Origin of the sequence: Sphingomonas rosea (genome assembly GCF_039538065.1) — a bacterium.
Lineage (GTDB): Bacteria > Pseudomonadota > Alphaproteobacteria > Sphingomonadales > Sphingomonadaceae > Sphingomicrobium > Sphingomicrobium rosea.
Genome location: NZ_BAABBR010000001.1, coordinates 2,554,710 through 2,573,165, shown reverse-complemented (window position 1 = coordinate 2,573,165; position 18,456 = coordinate 2,554,710). Strand labels below are relative to the sequence as shown.

Sequence of the window (18,456 nt, the reverse complement as noted above, 5' to 3'; positions counted from 1 at the left end):
AGCTCAATGCCCCACTAGGAGCGCCGTGCCAAGTCAATTTCTCGCCAGTTAACCAGCCGCTCGTTCAACATACCATGGTGTCAGCATGGTGACAGGATTGCGCTTCTCCTGCTTCGCCGCCAGTCGACCAAGGTCAAACTGTTCGTCGAAGCGAACCCCGAAACGATTACGCTGCGCCCAGCGGATGGTTCCGCTCACCGGACCGACCCCGACGATGTCGATCGCGATCGACTTGCCGGGTGTGACCGGACTGACACACTCGACGAGGGCGCCCATGGCCGAGATGTTGCGCAGGCGCACCTCGGTCACCTTGCCCTCGAGCGCAATGAGGGCGCGGCGCATCAGGCGCTGGCGCGGCTCGCGGACATATTGGTGTCCGTCGGCCTCGACGCTCCGGCTGCTGGCGAGAAGGCTGGCTTCCTCAAGCGGCGAGGGGCGGCCGAAGATGAACCCCTGGATCTGGCTGACCCCGAGGTCGCGCATCAGCTGGAGGTCGTCGTGAGTCTCGACGCCTTCGGCGACCGTGTCCATGTCGAGGCTCTCGGCCAGGGTCACGATGGCGCGGATGATCGCCGCGTTGCGGTTCGAGCGCGAGGCGGCGCCGCGCACGAAGCTCTGGTCGATCTTGATCTTGTCGAACGGCGCCTTCTTCAAATAGCCGAGTGAGGAATAACCCGTGCCGAAATCGTCGAGGACGAGGCGAACTCCGAGATCCTTCAGGCGGGTGAAGGTGGCGTCGGTGATGTCGCTGTCGGCGAGGAACACGCCTTCGGTGATCTCGAGCTCGAGCCGCGAGGGCTTGACCCCGCTGGCGGTGAGCGCGGCATCGACGATCTCGGTGATCCGCGGATCGTTGAACTGGATCGGCGACAGGTTGACCGCGACGCGGACGTCCTCGGGCCACTGGCGGACGGCGTGGAGCGCCTGGTGGAGCACCCACTCGCCGACCTTTCCGATCATCCCGCATTCCTCGGCGAGCGGGATGAACTGGGCGGGCGAAATGGCACCGCGCTTGGGATGCTGCCAGCGTACGAGCGCCTCGAACCCGGCCATCTCCTCGCCCGCGGCACGGACGATCGGCTGGTAGACGACCGACAGCTCGTCGCGCTCGATCGCGCCGCGCAGGTCGTTCTCGAGCAACTGCCGGTCGGTCGCCTCGGAATGCATCGAGGGCTCGAAGAAGCAATGCTTGCCGCGCCCGGCGGCCTTGGCGGCATAAAGGGCAAGGTCGGCGTTGCGGATCATCGAGTCCGCGCACGAGCGGCCCGGATCGCCAATCGCGATCCCGACCGAAGCGCCGATGGTCACGCGGTGGCCGTCGAGCATGTAGGGCCGCGAGACCTGCTCGATCAGCGTCTTGGCGAGGCTTTCGAGGAGGCCGATGTCGACCTGGCCCGGGAGCACCGCCTTGAATTCGTCGCCGCCGAGGCGCCCGATCTGCCCGTGCTCGCCCATCACGCTGATCAGCCGCTGGCCGACCTGCTTGAGGAGCGCGTCGCCCGCCGGGTGGCCGAGCGTGTCGTTGACGTTCTTGAACCGGTCGAGGTCGATCAGAAAGAGCGAGCAGCCCTTCTGGCGGTGCTTGGCGTTGCGCAGGCCCTCGTCCAGCGTCTGGCGCATCATCGCGCGGTTGGGCAGGCCGGTCAGCGAATCGAACCGGGCGAGGCGGCTGATCTCCTGCTCGGAGCGGCGCTGTTCGGTGAGGTCGGTGCCGATCCCGCGGAAGCCGAGGTAACGGCCGTTGTCGTCGAAGATCGGATTGCCCGACAGCGACCAGTGAACGTCCTTGTCGCTCGCCGCGCGGACCACGACGTCGCTGAAGGGAAAGCGGGCCGACAGGTGAAAGCCTAGGGTTCGTTCCTCGCGCAGTGCCTCGCTACCGCCATTCTCGACCGAGAGGAGGTCGGTGAACTGCCGGCCGAGCAGCGTTTCGGGCGAGGTCTTGAAGTCGTCGGCGAGCTGCTGGCTGACGTAGGAGAGGGTGCCCGCGGCATTGGTTTCCCAGAACCAGCCGCGGCCGCTGTTCTCGAATTCCTCGACGAAGTTGAGCGCCTTCTTGGCCTGCCAGTCGAGCGCGAGGCGGCGACGCGAGCTCGCCAGCATCATGCGGGTGATGACGATCGAATAGGCCGCGGTAGCGAGGCCGAGCAGGGGTATCGCCGCCTGCAGCAGCGGATCGTCGGTCAGCAGCCGGACGCCGATCGCGGCGAGCAGCGCGTTGACGATGGCGGCGGGCGGAGAGCCGATGCTGAGCATCGCCTTGACCGCGAGACCGGCGCCGAGCGCCAGCGGCAGGAAGCTCTTGTCGGCTACCCCGCCATAAGCCGCACCGCCGAACATGATCCACAAGGCGCCGCTCGCCGCGAACCAGGCGAGGACGAGCTGCGCAGTGAGGACCGGCGAGACGCCGATGCGCTTGCGTGCCCACAGGAGCAGGCCGACCGCTGCGTCGAGCGCGATCGCGGCGCCCACGGGTGCGACCGCGAGCACCCGGTCGAGAAAGGAAAACGAGTGAATCCCGCGCAGCAGCAGGATGGAGCCGACGATGGTGTGGGTCAGCGCAAGGAGCCACGGGGCATAGGCCCACATGGTCACGCGCTTCGATTGCAGCGTGAAATCGTCGTCGGTTTCTGGCGGAAGAACGTCGAACGTCATCGCCTCGCGCACCGAAACGTGCGCGAGGCGATGACCCTCGGACGGTATGGCAACCCTTGTTCGCCGCATTTCTGGTCCTAGCCCGGTGTCCCCCCGAGCCAGACCAGTTATGCGGAAATCCGTTAACGGATTGTCACGTCCGTGGTGCTAATTCGCCTTTAACCCTACTCGGGCAGGAAGTCGGCTACCGAGAGGTAGCGCTCGCCCGTGTCATAGTTAAAGCCGAGCACGCGCGGATTGGCGCCGAGCTCGGGAAGTTTCTGGGCGATGGCCGCCAGGGTCGCGCCCGAGCTGATCCCGACGAGCATGCCTTCCTCGCTTGCCGCGCGGCGGGCCATTTCCTTGGCGTCCTCGGGGGTGACCTGGATCACGCCGTCGAGCACGTCCATGTCGAGGTTCTTCGGAATGAAGCCCGCTCCAATTCCCTGGATCGGGTGCGGCGAGGGCTGGCCGCCCGAAATGACCGGCGAAAGGGTCGGCTCGACCGCGAACACCTTGAGCTTGGGCCAGCGCTTCTTGAGCTCGCGGCCGACGGCGGTGATGTGGCCGCCCGTGCCGACGCCCGTGATCAGCGCGTCGAAGCCGCGGTCATCGTCACCGAAATCGGCGAGGATCTCGGGCACGGTGGTGGCGAGATGGGCGTCGATGTTGGCGGGGTTCTCGAACTGCTGGGGCATCCACGCGCCCGGGGTCTCGGCGACGATCTCCTCGGCCCTGGCGATCGCGCCCTTCATGCCCTTTTCGCGCGGCGTGAGATCGAAGGTCGCGCCATAGGCCAGCATGAGGCGGCGGCGCTCGATGCTCATGCTGTCGGGCATGACGAGGATGAGCTTGTACCCCTTGACCGCCGCGACCATCGCAAGGCCGACGCCGGTGTTGCCGCTGGTCGGCTCGACGATCACGCCGCCGGGCTTGAGGTGACCGTCGCGTTCGGCCGCCTCGATCATCGCGAGCGCGATGCGGTCCTTGACCGAGCCGGCGGGGTTCGACCGCTCGGACTTGATCCAGACCTCGGCGCCGGCGTCGAACAGGCGGTTGATTCGGATGTGGGGGGTGCCTCCGATGGTCTGGAGGATGTTGTCGGCCTTCACGCGGGTTTCTCCTGCATAACAGCGTTGGCGAGCACTTCGGGTGGCGGGTCGAAGGTCTTCGCCCGCTTGAGTTCGGGAAACAGATAGGACCACAGCCCGGCGATTATAACCGCCGCCCCGCCGCCGGCGACGACGGCGCCCACGGGTCCCAGCAGCGCGGCGGCCAAGCCGGACTGCAATTCGCCAAGCTCGTTCGAGGCGCTGATCGCGAGCCCGCTCACCGCCGAGACGCGGCCGCGCATCTGGTCGGGGGTGTGGAGCTGCACGAGGCTCGAGCGGACATAGACGCTCAGCATGTCGGCTGCGCCGAGCAGGGCCAGGACGAACAGGCTGAGGCCGAAATTCTTCGAGATGCCGAAGAAGATCGTGATGAGGCCGAAGGCGGCGACCGCCCACAACATCTTGATGCCCACGTCTTTCTTGAGCGGGCGCCAGGCGAACAGCCCGGCCATGAGCGCGGCGCCGATCGCGGGCGCGCCGCGCATCAGCCCGAGCCCTTCGGTGCCGACATGGAGGATGTCGCGGGCGAAGACCGGCAGCATCGCGGTCGCCCCGCCGAGCAGCACCGCGAACAGGTCGAGCGTGATGGCTCCGAGGAGGAAGCGGTGGCGGCGGACATAGGTCAGTCCGTCGACCATCTGGCGGATCGGATGCGGATGGCCGGTCATCGGCGGGGGCATCACCCGGCGGACCGGGGTCAGGAGCAGGATCGCGCACAGCATCAGCCCGCTCGCCCCCCAATAAGGCAAGGCCGGGTGGGCCGCGTAGAGGAAGCCGCCGATCGCCGGGCCCGCGACGGTGGCCGACTGCCAAGCGATGGAGGACAAAGCGATCGCCTTGGGGAGGAGTTCGGGCGGCACGATATTGGGCGCGATCGCCGACATGCTCGGCCCCGTGAATACCCGGGCCACCCCGTGCAGCGCGGCGAGCGTGAAGAGCAAAGGCAGGCTCAGCACCTGCGCATAGGTGACGAGCCCGAGCGTCAGCGCGACCAGCATGTCGACCCCGTTGGCGAAGCGCGCGACGGTGCGCCGCTCGAACCGGTCGGCGGTCCAGCCGGCAACGGGTGTCAGCACCGCCAGCGGCACGAACTGCACCGCGCCCAGCAGGCCCAGCATCAGCGAGGCTTCCTTGATGCTCATGCCATAGGCAGCGCGGGCGGTGTCGTAGACCTGGTAGCCGATGATCACGACCATCCCCATCGTCGCGAGCACGGCGAAGAAGCGCGCCAGCCAGTAGAGGCGGAAGTCGCGGATCTGCAGGGGAGAGGTGGGCATGGCGCTCAAGCGTCCGGGCCTTCGTAAAGTGCCCCGGCAAAGTAAAGTCCTTCCGCCGGTGCGTTGAGCCCGAGCGCTGCGCGGTCCCTGGCCTCGAGCGCGGCGCGCATCGAGTCGGGCGACCATTGCCCCATGCCGACGAGGCCGAGGCAGCCGACCATCGAGCGGACCTGGTGATGGAGGAAGGAACGGGCGGCGGCGTGAACGTGGATCTCGTCGCCGACTTGTTCGACCTCGAGCCGGTCGAGCGTCTTCAGCGGGCTGTCCGACTGGCAGTTGACCGAGCGGAAGGTGGTGAAGTCGTGATGGCCGACGAGGTGCGCCGCCGCTTCCTGCATCGCGGCGAGGTCGAGCGGCTTGGCGATGCGCCATGCGCGGCCGCGATCGAGCGCGAGCGGCGCGCGGCGATTGCTGATCCGGTAAAGATAGCGCCGGCCGAGGCAGGAGAAGCGCGCATGCCAGTCGGGCGCGACTTCTTCCGCCGACAAGACGGCGACGGGATCAGGGCGCAGGAGCGCGTTGAGGCCTTCCTGCAATCGGTGCGCGTCGAGCGTCTTTTCGAGGTCGATGTGGACCGGCATGGCGAGCGCATGGACGCCCGCATCGGTGCGGCCCGAGGCGTGGGCGGTGACGTCCTCGCCGGTCATCTGCCGCGCGGCCCGCTCGATCGCGCCCTGGACCGAGGGGCCGTGGTCCTGTCGCTGCCAGCCCATGAAGGGCTCGCCGTCCCACTCGAGGATCAGCTTCCAACGCGTCACGCGAGGACCGTGCCGGGAGGAATGGGAAAACCGCGCAGGAGCTCGGCCGGGGTCATCGGGCGGCCGCCGGCCCGCTGGACGAGCGTCGGGCGGATCGCACCGGTCCCGCCCGCGATGGTCAGCGCCTCGTCGAGGACGGTGCCCGGCGGCGCAGAGACGCCGCTGACGAGCGTCGCCGCAAGGCACTTCACCCGCTCGCCATTCGCCTCGAACCAGGCGCCCGGCGCGGGGGCGAAGGCGCGGACCTGGCGCTCGGTGAAGGCCGCCGCACGGGTCCAGTCGATCCGCGCCTCGGCCTTGGCGATCTTGGGGGCGAGGGTGACACCTTCGTCGGGCTGCGGCCGGGGCGGGGAGGGGGCGGCCAGCTCCTCGACCATCAGCCGGGCGCCCATCGCCGCCAGCTCGTCGGTCAGATCGCCCACGGTCTTGCTGCCGATCGGCGTGGTTCCGACCCGCAGCATCGGTCCGGTGTCGAGCCCGGCTTCCATCTGCATGATCGTGACGCCGGTCTCGGCATCACCGGCGAGGATCGCGCGGTGGATCGGGGCGGCACCGCGCCAGCGGGGAAGCAGGCTCGCATGGACATTGAGGCAGCCGCGCGCCGGCGCGTCGAGGATCGCCTGCGGGAGGAGTAGGCCATAGGCTGCGACCACCGCCGCGTCGGCCCCGAGCGCGGCGAACGCCTCCTGCTCCTCGGCCGAGCGCAGCCGCTCGGGCGAACGGACGGGGAGGCCGAGCGCTTCGGCCCGGACCTGGACCGCGGTCGGCTGGAGCTTCTTGCCGCGCTGGGCAGGGCGGGGCGGCTGGCAATAAACGGCGGCGATCTCGTGGCCCGCGGCGACGAGTGCGTCGAGCGTCGGCACCGCGAAGGCGGGCGATCCCATGAAGATGAGGCGCATGGGCGTCGCCTATGGCCTAGGGAGCGCGAAATTCCTACATGGGTTGCCAATGGCGAGCCAAGAGATTGAAGCACTGGCCGGCGCGCTCGCGCGGCTTCCCGGCCTCGGGCCCCGCTCGGCCCGGCGTGCGGTGCTGCACCTGATGAAGCGCCGTGAGGGCGCACTGATGCCGCTGCTTGCCGCGTTGGAGACCGTCGCCGAGCGGCTGTCGACCTGCTCGATCTGCGGCAATGTCGATACGCGCGATCCCTGCACCATCTGCGCCGACCCGCGCCGCGACGAGAAGAGCCTGTGCGTGGTCGAGGAAGTGTCCGACCTCTGGGCGCTCGACCGCGCGCGGCTGTTCCCGGGACGCTTTCACGTGCTCGGGGGGCGGCTATCCGCGCTCGAAGGCGTGCGGCCCGAGGACCTGTCGGTCGAGCCGCTGCTGCGCCGGGTCGCGGCGGGCGGGATCGACGAAGTGGTGCTGGCGATGAACGCCACCCTCGAAGGCCAGACGACCGCCCATTATCTCGCCGAGCGGCTCGAGAAATATCCGGTGCGGCTGACGCAGCTCGCGCACGGGCTGCCGGTCGGCGGCGAGCTCGACTATCTCGATGAGGGGACGCTGGCGCAGGCGCTGCGCGCGCGCCGCCCCGTCGCCTGAGATGCGCGACCGCGATCTTCTCCGGCTGCACTGGCCCGAATCGCTCCGGCCGGCCTTCGATACCCTTCTCACGCTCGACGACCGGTTGGCCGAAGTGGCACTCGGCGCGACCCAGCCGGCCCTCGGCGCGATCAAGCTCACCTGGTGGCGCGACCAGCTGGCGGCGCTCGACACCCAGCCTGCCCCGCCCGAACCGCTGCTGATGAAGGTCGCGAGCGAGCTGTTTCCGGTGGGCCTTACCGGTGCCGCTCTCGCCAGCCTCCCCGAGGGCTGGCTCGCCGTGCTCGACGAGGTGCCCGACGCGGCGCCGCGAGGACAGGCCTTGTTTGGCCTGCTCGGGCGAATGCTCGGCGTGGAGGCGCCTGGCGGCGAGGCCTTCTCGCGTGCCGATCTGGCCCGGCGCTCGGGAGATTCGGCATGGCTGGCGCGGACCGACACGCCGTCCTCACCGCGGCCCGCCCGGCCCGTCACCGCGCTCGACGCGCTCGGCCGGCGCGACGCGGCGCGTTTCTGGCCGCCCGAGCGCGAGGCGACGCCGGGACGCTCGTGGACCCTGATCCGGCACCGGCTGACGGGTCGTTGACGAGGCGCAACAACTAGCGGACAGTGGGTGCGCCGGATCGAGTCTCGTGGAGACTTGCGATGAACTCTCTCGCCCTCGGCGCCGGCGCCGCCATCCTGCTCGCTTCCGGCACCTTCCTGTTTTTCACCAGTCGCGCCGCCGAGCCGTCGCTTCCGCCTGCACCCGCGGTCACCGCCGCTGCCGCGCCGCTGGTCGCCGCCGTGCCCGCCACGCCCGGATTCCGGGCCCCGCTCGTCGCCACGCCCAAATCACGCGAGGAGAAGCGCTTCGCCCGTGCCGACAAGGACGACGACGGCCGGATCACCGCCGCCGAACTGCTCGAGCCACGACGCAAGGCGTTCGCCAAGCTCGACAAGGACGGCAACGGGACGCTCAGCTTCGAGGAATGGGCGACCAAGACCATCGGCAAGTTCGCCGAGGCCGACGACGATCGCTCGGGCTGGCTGACCCCGGCCGAATATGCCAGCACCGCGCCCAAGGCGCCCAAGCGCAAGGCGGTCTGTTCCTGCTGATTTGCCAATGGGTTGGCGTTCGATTAATGTTCCCGCGGACAGCAAGGTCCGGAAGGGTATCCGTGTGAAGTACAAGCGTCTTGCCTACACCAGCATGGCCGCTCTCGACCTGAGCGTCGAGCAGCTGTTCGATATCGGTCAGACCGCCCGCGACCTCAACGCGCTCGATGGCGTGACGGGGCTCCTGCTGTTCAACGGAACGCACTTCCTCCAGTGGATCGAGGGCGCGCCCGAGACGCTCGACGAGCTGATGGAGCGGCTTCGCCGCGATCCCCGGCACAGCGCGGTCGAGATCCGCGAAACGCAGATGGCCGACGAGCGGCTGTTCTCGGGCTGGGCGATGAAGCTCGTCCGGGTCAGCACCGATCGGATGCAGGCGCACGACGATGTGCTCGAGTCGCTTCCGGCCGGCATGCCCGACACCATCCGTGAGCGGATCGCCGGAATGGTCGAACTGATCAGCGTCGAAGTCTGAGCGGTCAGGCCGCGGCGGCGACCTCCGTCTGGCCGGTCGCCGCGAGCCATTCGCCGAAGGCCGCGCGGGCGCGGTCGGTATAGGCCTTTTTGCGGTCGGCCTTCTTGAAGCGCTCCGGCAGCGGCGGCATCAGCCCGAAATTGACGTTCATCGGCTGGAACGTCTCGGGATTGGCATCGCCCGTGATGTGCCCGAGGAGGGCGCCCAGCGCCGACACGTTGGGCGGGGTGGCAAGCTCCCCGCCCCGTGCCTCGGCTGCCGCGAACCGGGCCGCGATGAGGCCGATGGCGGCGCTTTCGACATAGCCTTCGCAGCCGGTGATCTGGCCGGCGAAGCGGACGTTGGGCTTGCTCTTCAGGCGAAGCTGGCGGTCGAGCAATTCGGGCGAGCGGATGAAGCTGTTGCGGTGGATTCCGCCCAACCGCGCGAACTCCGCATTCTCGAGCCCGGGGATGGTGCGGAAGATGCGGACCTGCTCGCCATGCTTCAACTTGGTCTGGAAGCCGACGATGTTCCACAGCGTCCCGCTGGCATTGTCCTGGCGGAGCTGGACGCAGGCATGGGGCCAGCGACCGGTGCGCGGATCGTCGAGCCCCACACCCTTCAGGGGGCCGAAGCGCAGGGTCTGGACGCCGCGCTCGGCCATGACCTCGATCGGCATGCAGCCCTCGAAATAGGGCGTGTCCTTTTCCCAATCCTTGAATTCGGTCTTCTCGCCGGCATTCAGCGCGGCGACGAACGCGTCATATTGCTCGCGGGTCAGCGGGCAGTTGATGTAGTCGTCGCCGCCCTTGCCCCAGCGCGCCGCCTTCCAGGCGATACTCATGTCGATGCTGTCGCCGTGGACGATGGGGGCGATGGCGTCGAAGAAGGCGAGCGCGCCCTTGCCGGTCTCGGCGGCGATCGATTCGGCCAGCGCCGAGCCGGTCAGCGGGCCCGTGGCGACGATCACCGGGTGGTCGGGGAGGGCGTCGACGCGCTCGCGAACGATGGTGATGTTGGGCTGGCTTTCGAGCGCCTGCGTGACTCGCGCTGCAAAGCCCTCGCGGTCGACCGCAAGGGCGGAGCCGGCGGGCACCTTGGTCGCATCGGCGCAGGCCATGACGAGGCTGCCCATCCGCCGCATCTCCTGATGGAGGAGGCCGACGGCATTGTTGTCCGCATCGTCCGAGCGGAAGCTGTTCGAGCAGACCATCTCGGCCAGCCGGTCGCTCTCGTGCGCCGGAGTCGTGTCCCCGCCGCCGCGCATCTCGCTCAGCCGCACCTTGAGCCCGGCGTTCGCCAGCTGCCACGCGGCCTCGGATCCGGCGAGCCCGCCGCCGATGATGTGAATGTCGTGCATGGCAAGGCCCTTAGCGCCGATCAGGGCAAAGGCGAAAGATGCTCGAAGCGCCAGCAGACATAGCCGCAGATGCTGCCGGCGACTCCGAACAGCGGGATTGCGGCGAGCGGCGGAACTCCGGGTACCAAGATGGCGACGGGGAGCGCCAGCACGAAGCCTGCCAGCATCCAGGCGGAGCTGCGGCGCGCAAATGCGCTATCCTCCGTCAACGCCCCCATGAAGGCGGTGCCGATCAGGCTTGCGATCAGACCGGGCAGGAAGCCGACGACCATCGCCAGCAAAAGCCCCCAGAACAGCGTCCCGAGGTCCCACGGACCACGGAGCGCGCCGGGGCTCGTCAGGAGGATGATGAAGAAGGGCGTGACCACGGCTTCAATCAGGACGAGGGGGCCAGCGATAATCGCCGAAACGAGGACCCCGCCGACCCGGTTCGGAGCGGCGGCGCGCGGCTCGCGATACCCACTCATCCCAGCACCCGGCGCGCCTGGATGGCGTAAGCGGGGACGGCGGCGTCGATGCGGTCGGCGAGGCGGGCGAGCCGCTTCACCGGCACGGCGGGGAAGAGGTGGTGCTCGAGGTGAAAGAACATGTTGTAGCTCAGCAGGTTGACGAGCCTCGAGCGCTGCGTGCGGGCCATGAACAGGCCGTCCTCGCAGTCATGATGCGTGATCCACACGGCGAAGAAGGCCGTCATGCATTGCGCCACGATCATCAGCGCGACGTGCCAGCGGAGGAATTCGAGCCCCGGCACGAGGAGAAGCGCCAGCATCAGCGCGTTCAACCCGCCGTCGATCGCCATCCGCCGCCGCGTCTCTGGCTTGCCCCGCGTCCAGGCGAACCAGTGCATCTGGAATGGGAAGAGCGGCCCGAACAACAGCACCTTGCCCATGCTCATCCGGCCGCAGGCGCCTTCGTGATCGTCGGGCTCGCCGACATGGGCGTGATGATGCATGTGGTTGAAGGCGACCGCGTGGTTCGATCCCGTCATGAGGAAGCTCAAGCCATGGAGGACGGCGAGATGGCCGCCGCGTCCGAAGCCGAGCGACCGGTGGATCGCCTCATGGTTGAGCCGCAGCGCGGTCAGGAAGAACATGAAGGCGGCGGCGATCCCGAGCGGCCACCACCCTTGCGCATGGGCCCACCATGACAAGCCAAGCCAGGGCAGGGGGTGAAGGCACTCGACGAAACCGTCGGCGGGCCGCATCGCCACCAGATCCTGCCACCGCACGATCCGCCGCAGCCTGTCCCTGGCGACCCTGTCTGCGTCCTTTCCCATGATCCTGCTCCCTGTCTGCAGTTTCAAACGTTTCTGAAATTCCCGAAACTCCATGCCGCGATGATGCCCCTCGCAGCTCGTGTTATTGGATCATCCTGAGTCCTTACCGCTGCCGGGGATGAAGCGGGCGACCTTGGCGCCGAGCTTCATCAGGGTGACGAGCGTCGGCTTGGGCAGCTTGCGGACCTGCTCGTACCAATTGCCGAGCGTACCGATGAACTCGTGCATGTGGGTCACCCGCTCGCGCAGCTGGGGCGGGGCGGTGGGGTCGTTTTTGAGCTTGGCCGCAAGCTCCTCGAGCAAGCGGACGGTGGGGTCGATCTCGCGCCGCTTCCGCTCGGCCGCGATCTTCATCAGCATGTCCCACAGGTCGGTGTCGGCGACAAAATGGTCGCGACGATCGCCTTCGACATGGACCCGGCGCACGATCCCGTAGCCCTGGAGCTCGCGCACCCCGGTCGAGACGTTCGAGCGGGCAAGCCCGAGCTGCTCGACGATTTCCTCGGCATGAAGAGGCCGGTCGGAAAGGTAGAGCAGCGCGTGCAGCTGGGCGACCGAACGGTTGACGCCCCACTGGGTCCCCATCTCGCCCCAGTGGAGGATGAACGCCTTGGCGTCGGGATGATCGACGATTCTCATTGCAGTCATTTCTGTATCAACAGAAATTGAAGAAGACAAGCGCGCCATGAATACGTGTGCAGTGACTGGCGGGCGGCGCTGCGAGGTGCTTCACTCCGCCGATGAAGCGTCTGTTCCTTGCCGCCGCCCTGGCGACCGCCGCCCTTCCTTCCGCCGCGCTGGCCGGGCCGTACGCCCCGCAGGACCTCTCGGGCGTCAGGCATCCCGACTGGGCGAAGGACGCGGTGATCTACCAGATCAACACCCGCCAGTTCACGCCCGAGGGGACGTTCAAGGCGGCCGAAGCGCGGCTGCCGCGCCTCAAGGCGATGGGCGTCGACATCCTGTGGGTGATGCCGATCCAGCCGATCGGGGTGAAGAACCGCAAGGGCACGCTGGGCTCGCCCTACAGCGTCAGGGACTATCGCGCGGTCAATCCCCAGCTCGGCAGCCTCGCCGACTTCCAGTCCTTCGTTCGCGCCGCGCACGGCCAGGGGATGAAGGTCATCATCGACTGGGTCGCCAACCACAGCGCGTGGGACAACCCGCTCGTGACGCAGCACCCCGACTGGTACGACCGCGACTGGAAGGGCGACTTCCGCCCGACGCCGTGGTGGGACTGGTCCGACATCATCGACTTCGATTATTCGAAGGAGGGGCTTCGCCAGTATATGGCGGAGAGCATGCTCTACTGGGTCCGGACCGCCGACATCGACGGCTTCCGCGCCGACGTCGCCGCTTATGTCCCGCTCGACTTCTGGGAAAAGGTCCGCGCCGAGGCTGACAAGATCAAGCCGGTCTTCATGCTCGGCGAGGCGCAGATGCGCGATCTCCACACCAAGGCCTTCGACGCGACCTACGGCTGGGCCTGGTACAATGCGCTCGCCGACATCGCGCAAGGGAAGGCCGACACCGGCGCGCTCTACGGCTATTTCAGCGAGAACGAGAGCGCGTGGCCGGCGGGTTCGATGCGGATGGTCTATGCCGAGAACCACGACCAGAACGCCTGGCACGGCACCGGCGCCGAGGTGTTCGGCCCGGCGCTGACGCAGGTCCACGTGCTGAGCTTCGCGGGCGAGGGCATTCCGCTCATCTACAACGGTGAGGAAGCGGGTAATCCGAAGCGTCTGAAATTCTTCGAAAAAGACCCCATCGCCTGGCGCGAGCATCCCAATCGCGCGCTGTTCACGAAGCTCGCCGCCTTGAAGAGCCGCAATCGCGCGATGTGGAATGCGCCATGGGGCGGGCGGATGGTGCTCGTTCCCAACGACCACGCGCAACAGGTCTTCAGCTTCGTTCGCAAGACCGGCAATGCGCGCGTGTTCGGCTTGTTCAATTTCTCGAAGATGCCGCAGACGGTGAAGTTCACCCAGCGCCTCGCCGACGGGACCTATCAGGACTTCGACACCGGCCAGTCGATCAGGGTCGATGCCGCCACCAGCTTCGCCATGGCGCCGTGGAGCTACCGCCTGCTGACGGTAGAATGAGCGCCTAACGCGCGCCGAAACCGGTCAGCATCGTCCGCAGCGTCTTGAAGACGATCAGCAGGTCGAGAAACGGCGAGAAATATTTGATGTAGTAGAAGTCGTACTGGAGCTTGCGGTTGATCGCGTCGACCGAGGTGACGTGCCCCTGGTTGGTCTGCGCCCAGCCGGTGATCCCCGGCTTCACCACGTGGCGATAGCGGTAGAAGGGGATGTCGCCGACATACCAGTGCGACAGCACCTCGGCCTCGGGGCGCGGCCCGATCCAGCTCATCTGCCCGACGAGAATGTTCCAGATCTGCGGGAGTTCGTCGATCCGGCTCTTGCGCAGGAAGGCGCCGACCTTGGTGATCCGCGGGTCGAAATCGCCGGTCATGGCAAGCTTGCGCGCGTCGCTGCCCGAGCCCGCGTCGACCCGCATGGTGCGGAACTTGAGCACCGGGAAGGCGCGGCCGCGGTGGCCGATCCGGCGCTGGCGGAAGAAGACGGGACCGCCGTCGTCGAACTTGATCGCGGCGGCCGCGACCAGGAGGATCGGCAGCAGCACGGGCAGCGCGATCGCGGCGGCAACGAAGTCGATCACCGTCTTGAAGTAGAAATAGCCGCGCGCGGGGACGAGCGAGCCGAAACTGTTCTCGGACAGATGGTCGACCTCGACCCGGCCGGTCAGCGATTCCGCGAGCGGCTTGACCTGGTAGACGATGAGGCCCGCGAGCGCGGCGTCGGCGAGGAAGCGCTCCCACTCGGGCGAGAGGTCGGCATTGAAGTCGGCGACGATGGCGTCGCAGCGGCGCGCGACCTCGAGGTCGGGGCCGTCGAGCCGGATCCAGCCGACCTGATCCATCCGCTCCAGTTGGCGGTAGGAGCCGACCGGCACCACGCCGATCTGCAGCATGTGGCGCCGCTGGACGAGGAAATAGACGACGTAGAACCAGGCGACGTGCAGCAGGAAGCCGAGCACGAAGGCGGTCCGGTCGTAGGGCAGGCGGGTGAAGAAGAAGAAGGCGAGTACGACGGCATGGGCCACGGCGCAGGTCGGGGCGATGACGAGGCTCGAGCGGATGCCGGGGTAAGGCTCGACGCTGAGCCGGAGCCAGAAGGCGATGACCACCGCGACGACGTTCGCGTAGAAGGCGTTGGTGGACGAAATCCACAGGCTCGATGGCGTGAAGAACAGCCGGACCGCGAACGGCACCAGCGCCGCGAGCAGGATCGCGCCGATCAGCTGGACGCGCCGGCGCGCGAGCCAGCCGCCGCGCCGGACCCGCTTCACCGGGGAGGTTTCAAGCATCATCATGCGATCACTGGCCCGGTCGAGCTAATCTCTACAGCGTCCACACCGGCACGGCCGACGCATCGCCCTTATGCCACAAGCGCTTGAGATCGGCCACCATTCCGCCATCGCCGAGCATGGCGGCGAGCTCGTTTTCGCCGATCGCCTTGTAACTGTCATGGGCCACCGCGCCGATCACCATGTCGACCTTGTCGGTGAGCGCCTGGGGGTCGGTGAGGGTCAGGCCGTATTCGTGCTGCGCCTCTGCCGGGTCAGCGAGGGGATCGGCGACCAGCACCTCGTGCCCGAGCCATTCGAGGCGGCGGATGACGTCGATCACCCGGCTGTTGCGAAGGTCGGGCACGTTTTCCTTGAAGGTGAGGCCGAGCACGAGGACGCGCTTGGCCTTGTTGCCGAGCTTCTCGTGGAGGCGATCGGCGATCCACGCGCCCATCTGGTCGTTGGTCTCGCGGCCCGCGAGGATGATGCGCGGCTCGTGGCCGAGTTCGCGCGCGCGGTGGGCGAGATAATAGGGGTCGACGCCGATGCAGTGGCCGCCGACGAGGCCCGGCTCGAACGGCAGGAAGTTCCACTTGGTCCGCGCCGCGGCGAGGACATCCCAGATCGACAGGTCGAGCTTGGCGAAGATCTGGGTGATCTCGTTGATGAAGGCGATATTGATGTCACGCTGGGCGTTCTCGATCACCTTGGCGGCTTCGGCGGCCTTGATCGAGGCGGCCGCGAAGATCTTGCCGCCGTTCATCGCGCCATAGATGCGGGCGAGCAGCGCCGAGGTCGCGTCGTCCTCGCCGGCGACGACCTTGACGATCCGGTCGACGGTATGTTCGCGGTCGCCCGGGTTGATCCGCTCGGGGCTGTAGCCGAGGCGGAAGTGGGTGCCCCGCTTGAGGTTGCCGGCGCGCTCGAGCTCGGGCCCGCAAATGTCCTCGGTGACGCCGGGATAGACCGTGCTCTCGTAGACCACGACCGCAGGCCGCTCGGGATCGATCATGGCCGCGACGCTGCGGGTCGCCGAAATGAGCGGGCGAAGGTCGGGAACGTTCGAGCCGTCGACGGGGGTCGGCACGGTGACGATATAGACGTCGGCGCCGCGCGCTTCGGCGGGGTCGCTCGTCAGCCGAAGCGAGGAGGCGGCGAGACGGTCGGCCTCGATCTCTCGGGTGCGGTCATGGCCCTGGCTAAGTTCGCTGATCCGGCCCTCGTCGATATCGAAGCCGAGCACCTCTCCGTGATTGGCCAGCGCCACGGCCAAGGGGAGCCCGACATAGCCAAGCCCGACGACAACAATCCGCTGATCCGACACGGTAAAAAACCCCAAATCCGTTCGAGACGGGTCCATAAAGGTGTGCAGCAGAACAACAAGGCAAGAATGATCCGTCATTCGCGCTTTGGACTTTGCAACCGATCCGGCGCAACGTAGGTTACCGCATCGGGCGCCCTCACTTCGGCCGGGTGGCCGCACATGCATCGCTAAAGAAGTAAGAGTGGAGGACGCATTTATGACCAAATTGTCCATCGTCGCCGGCCTCGCCGCCGTGTCGATGATCGCCGGCAGCGCTGCGGCGCAGTGGGTTCCGGGTTCGGAAATCGCCGGCCAGACCCTTCAGGTCGAGACCAACGGCGTCGTCAACAACATCACCTTCCAGCCGGGTGGCTCAGCCACCATCACCACGCCGAGCGGCAATGCGATCCCGGCCAGCTGGACCGCCACGGGTGGCCAGCTCTGCCTTCGCACCGGGACGGCGAGCGAGTGCTTCCCCTATCAGCAGGCTTTCCAGGCCGGCCAGAGCGTGACCGCGACCAGCAGCTGCGGCGCGACCAGCCGCTGGCTCGCCAGCGCCGTCAACCAGCAGCAGCCGCCCGCGCGTGCTGCGGGTGAGCGCGGCTAAGGCCCTTCGAACGTCGTCCCGGTTTCGGCCGGGACGACATTCCTTTCCTTCTTACCGGAACGGCGGCTCGTCGAAGCTGCGCAGCTTGCGGCTGTGGAGCGCGTCGCCTTCCTCGCGAAGCAGGTTCAGCGTCTCGATCCCGATCCGGAGATGCTGGCTGATCGCCCGCTCGTAAAACGCATTGGCCTGGCCCGGCAGCTTGAGCTCGCCGTGGAGCGGCTTGTCCGACACGCAGAGCAAGGTCCCGTAAGGCACGCGGAAGCGGTAGCCCTGCGCCGACACGGTCGCGCTCTCCATGTCGATTGCCACCGCGCGGCTCTGGTTGAAGCGCAGTGCGCTCGCGGTGTAGCGAAGTTCCCAGTTGCGGTCGTCGGTGGTGACCACGGTTCCAGTCCGAAGCCGCTTCTTGAGCGTCTCCTCATCCTCGCCGGTGACCTTGGCGGCCGCGTTGTAGAGCGCGGTCTGGACTTCGGCGATGGCCGGGATCGGAACTTCGACCGGGAGGATCCCGTCGAGCACATGGTCGTCGCGCAGATAGGCGTGGGCGAGGACGTAGTCGCCGATCGTCTGGCTCGGGCGAAGGCCGCCGCAGTGGCCGATCATCAGCCACACCTCGGGCCGCAGCACCGCGATATGGTCGCAGATCGTCTTGGCGTTGCTCGGGCCGACGCCGATGTTGACCAGCGTGATTCCGTCGTCGCCGTTGGGGCCGATGAGGTGATAGGCGGGCATCTGGAAGCGCCGCCACGACCCGCCGGCAATCTCCTCCTCGGCGTTGTCGAGCTCGCCCGGATCGTAGCGCCCGCCCGGGACCGACAGTCCGAGATATTGACTGCCCTCGGCGCGCAGTTCCTCGGCGGCGAAGCGCACGAACTCGTCGACGTAGCGGACATAGTTGGTGAACAAGACGAACCGCTGGAAATGCTCGGTCGGGGTGCCGGTGTAGTGGCGCAGCCGCGCGAGGCTGAAGTCGGTCCGCGGCCCGTCGAACAGCGCGAGCGGGCGGGCCGAGTGGCGGGTCGCGTCCCAGTCGCCGTCGGCGATCTCATCACCGATGTGGACGAGCTCGGTCGTCGGGAACCAGCGCCCAAGCTCGGCCGACTGGATCCCGCCCAGCGCCAGGTCCTCGGACCCGTCGAGGACATAAGGATAGGGGATTTCGCTCGCCGACAGGCCGACGCTGATGCGCACGTCATAGTCGCGCGACAGATGCTCGAGCTGAGTGCGCAGATAGTCGCGGAAGAGCTTCGGCCGCGCGATGCTCGCGACATAGACGCCAGGCTGGTTCAGGCGCGCGAAGGCGCGGGCCGGCAGCGGCGGGGGAGTCGTCGGGTCGTAGTCGATCCGCAGCTCCGGATAAGCGAAGCGGCCGTCGTTGCGGGCCGCGGCCTCGGGCCGGATGCCCTCGCGGACATAGGCCATGAGCGCACGCCGCAGATTCTGCACGGAGCGGTCGAAAATGGTCTCGAGCTGGTCGAGGATCGTTTCGATGTCAGACATGGCGCCGTGTAGCCCAACTTCGTGGCAGGGCAAGGGCAGCAATGTTGCGAAACGGCTGGAGCGGGTAGCGGGAATCGAACCCGCGCGTTCAGCTTGGGAAGCTGACAGGCTACCATTACATCATACCCGCGGCGCCGGCTGGCCGGTTGCCACAGCG

General features: G+C 67.6%; 18 protein-coding genes and 1 tRNA gene. 6 read left to right on the top strand and 13 right to left on the bottom strand.

Going from position 1 to position 18,456, the window contains the following annotated elements; translation table 11 throughout:
* Window positions 1-48: 48 nt before the first annotated feature.
* The 5 genes from ABD693_RS12720 to fmt form a co-directional block, all read right to left on the bottom strand.
* On the bottom strand, window positions 49-2,655 hold the full coding sequence (locus ABD693_RS12720) for an EAL domain-containing protein (protein WP_344697443.1): 2,607 nt from the start codon (window positions 2,653-2,655) through the stop codon (window positions 49-51).
* A 164-nt stretch (window positions 2,656-2,819) separates the two neighbouring features.
* Window positions 2,820-3,746, bottom strand: coding sequence for a cysteine synthase A (gene cysK / locus ABD693_RS12715; protein WP_344697442.1), 927 nt, complete (start codon window positions 3,744-3,746; stop codon window positions 2,820-2,822).
* Complete coding sequence (locus ABD693_RS12710; RefSeq protein ID WP_344697632.1) at window positions 3,743-5,023, bottom strand: MFS transporter; 1,281 nt, start codon at window positions 5,021-5,023, stop codon at window positions 3,743-3,745. The genes cysK and ABD693_RS12710 overlap by 4 nt, the downstream gene beginning before the upstream one ends.
* A 5-nt stretch (window positions 5,024-5,028) precedes the next feature.
* Window positions 5,029-5,781 carry a tRNA pseudouridine(38-40) synthase TruA gene (truA, locus tag ABD693_RS12705; RefSeq protein WP_344697441.1) on the bottom strand — a complete coding sequence of 251 codons (753 nt, stop codon included), beginning with the start codon at window positions 5,779-5,781 and terminating at the stop codon, window positions 5,029-5,031.
* Entirely contained in the window at window positions 5,778-6,680 is a 903-nt protein-coding gene (gene fmt / locus ABD693_RS12700; protein WP_344697440.1) for a methionyl-tRNA formyltransferase, read from the bottom strand. The genes truA and fmt overlap by 4 nt, the downstream gene beginning before the upstream one ends.
* A gap of 49 nt (window positions 6,681-6,729) precedes the next feature.
* On the opposite strand from fmt, the gene recR reads away from it, so the two are divergent.
* From recR to ABD693_RS12680, 4 genes are read left to right on the top strand one after another with little or no spacing between them, the layout of a single operon-like run.
* The gene (gene recR, locus ABD693_RS12695) at window positions 6,730-7,326 is read left to right on the top strand and encodes a recombination mediator RecR (RefSeq protein ID WP_344697439.1); all 597 of its coding nucleotides are present in this window, start codon (window positions 6,730-6,732) and stop codon (window positions 7,324-7,326) included.
* Between the two features lies 1 nt (window position 7,327).
* On the top strand, window positions 7,328-7,909 hold the full coding sequence (locus ABD693_RS12690) for a hypothetical protein (RefSeq protein WP_344697438.1): 582 nt from the start codon (window positions 7,328-7,330) through the stop codon (window positions 7,907-7,909).
* Between the two features lie 59 nt (window positions 7,910-7,968).
* Complete coding sequence (locus tag ABD693_RS12685; protein WP_344697437.1) at window positions 7,969-8,421, top strand: EF-hand domain-containing protein; 453 nt, start codon at window positions 7,969-7,971, stop codon at window positions 8,419-8,421.
* Entirely contained in the window at window positions 8,369-8,896 is a 528-nt protein-coding gene (locus ABD693_RS12680; protein WP_344697436.1) for a BLUF domain-containing protein, read from the top strand. Before ABD693_RS12685 ends, ABD693_RS12680 begins: the two co-directional genes overlap by 53 nt.
* A 4-nt stretch (window positions 8,897-8,900) precedes the next feature.
* Here the strand turns inward: ABD693_RS12680 and trmFO are convergent, their stop codons facing one another.
* The 4 genes from trmFO to ABD693_RS12660 form a co-directional block, all read right to left on the bottom strand.
* Window positions 8,901-10,238, bottom strand: a complete 1,338-nt coding sequence (gene trmFO, locus ABD693_RS12675; RefSeq protein ID WP_344697434.1) for a methylenetetrahydrofolate--tRNA-(uracil(54)-C(5))-methyltransferase (FADH(2)-oxidizing) TrmFO — start codon at window positions 10,236-10,238, stop codon at window positions 8,901-8,903.
* Between the two features lie 20 nt (window positions 10,239-10,258).
* On the bottom strand, window positions 10,259-10,705 hold the full coding sequence (locus ABD693_RS12670; protein WP_344697433.1) for a hypothetical protein: 447 nt from the start codon (window positions 10,703-10,705) through the stop codon (window positions 10,259-10,261).
* A complete protein-coding gene (locus tag ABD693_RS12665; RefSeq protein WP_344697432.1) occupies window positions 10,702-11,514 on the bottom strand; it encodes a fatty acid desaturase in 813 nt (270 codons plus the stop codon). The genes ABD693_RS12670 and ABD693_RS12665 overlap by 4 nt, the downstream gene beginning before the upstream one ends.
* 90 nt (window positions 11,515-11,604) lie before the next feature.
* The gene (locus tag ABD693_RS12660) at window positions 11,605-12,153 is read right to left on the bottom strand and encodes a GbsR/MarR family transcriptional regulator (protein ID WP_344697631.1); all 549 of its coding nucleotides are present in this window, start codon (window positions 12,151-12,153) and stop codon (window positions 11,605-11,607) included.
* Window positions 12,154-12,254: 101 nt separating this feature from the next.
* Between ABD693_RS12660 and ABD693_RS12655 the strand changes: the two genes are divergently transcribed.
* The gene (locus tag ABD693_RS12655; protein WP_344697431.1) at window positions 12,255-13,619 is read left to right on the top strand and encodes an alpha-amylase family glycosyl hydrolase; all 1,365 of its coding nucleotides are present in this window, start codon (window positions 12,255-12,257) and stop codon (window positions 13,617-13,619) included.
* Between the two features lie 4 nt (window positions 13,620-13,623).
* Here the strand turns inward: ABD693_RS12655 and ABD693_RS12650 are convergent, their stop codons facing one another.
* Together ABD693_RS12650 and ABD693_RS12645 are read right to left on the bottom strand one after the other, a co-directional pair.
* On the bottom strand, window positions 13,624-14,913 hold the full coding sequence (locus ABD693_RS12650) for a sugar transferase (RefSeq protein WP_344697430.1): 1,290 nt from the start codon (window positions 14,911-14,913) through the stop codon (window positions 13,624-13,626).
* Window positions 14,914-14,941: 28 nt separating this feature from the next.
* Window positions 14,942-16,249, bottom strand: a complete 1,308-nt coding sequence (locus ABD693_RS12645) for a nucleotide sugar dehydrogenase (protein WP_344697429.1) — start codon at window positions 16,247-16,249, stop codon at window positions 14,942-14,944.
* Window positions 16,250-16,409: 160 nt separating this feature from the next.
* On the opposite strand from ABD693_RS12645, the gene ABD693_RS12640 reads away from it, so the two are divergent.
* Window positions 16,410-16,799, top strand: a complete 390-nt coding sequence (locus ABD693_RS12640) for a hypothetical protein (protein WP_344697428.1) — start codon at window positions 16,410-16,412, stop codon at window positions 16,797-16,799.
* A 51-nt stretch (window positions 16,800-16,850) separates the two neighbouring features.
* Here ABD693_RS12640 and ABD693_RS12635 read toward each other — a convergent pair whose 3' ends face one another.
* Both ABD693_RS12635 and ABD693_RS12630 read right to left on the bottom strand, forming a co-directional pair.
* A complete protein-coding gene (locus ABD693_RS12635; protein ID WP_344697427.1) occupies window positions 16,851-18,299 on the bottom strand; it encodes an AMP nucleosidase in 1,449 nt (482 codons plus the stop codon).
* 56 nt (window positions 18,300-18,355) lie between these two features.
* Window positions 18,356-18,429: transfer RNA gene (locus tag ABD693_RS12630), tRNA-Gly, on the bottom strand.
* Window positions 18,430-18,456 lie beyond the last annotated feature (27 nt).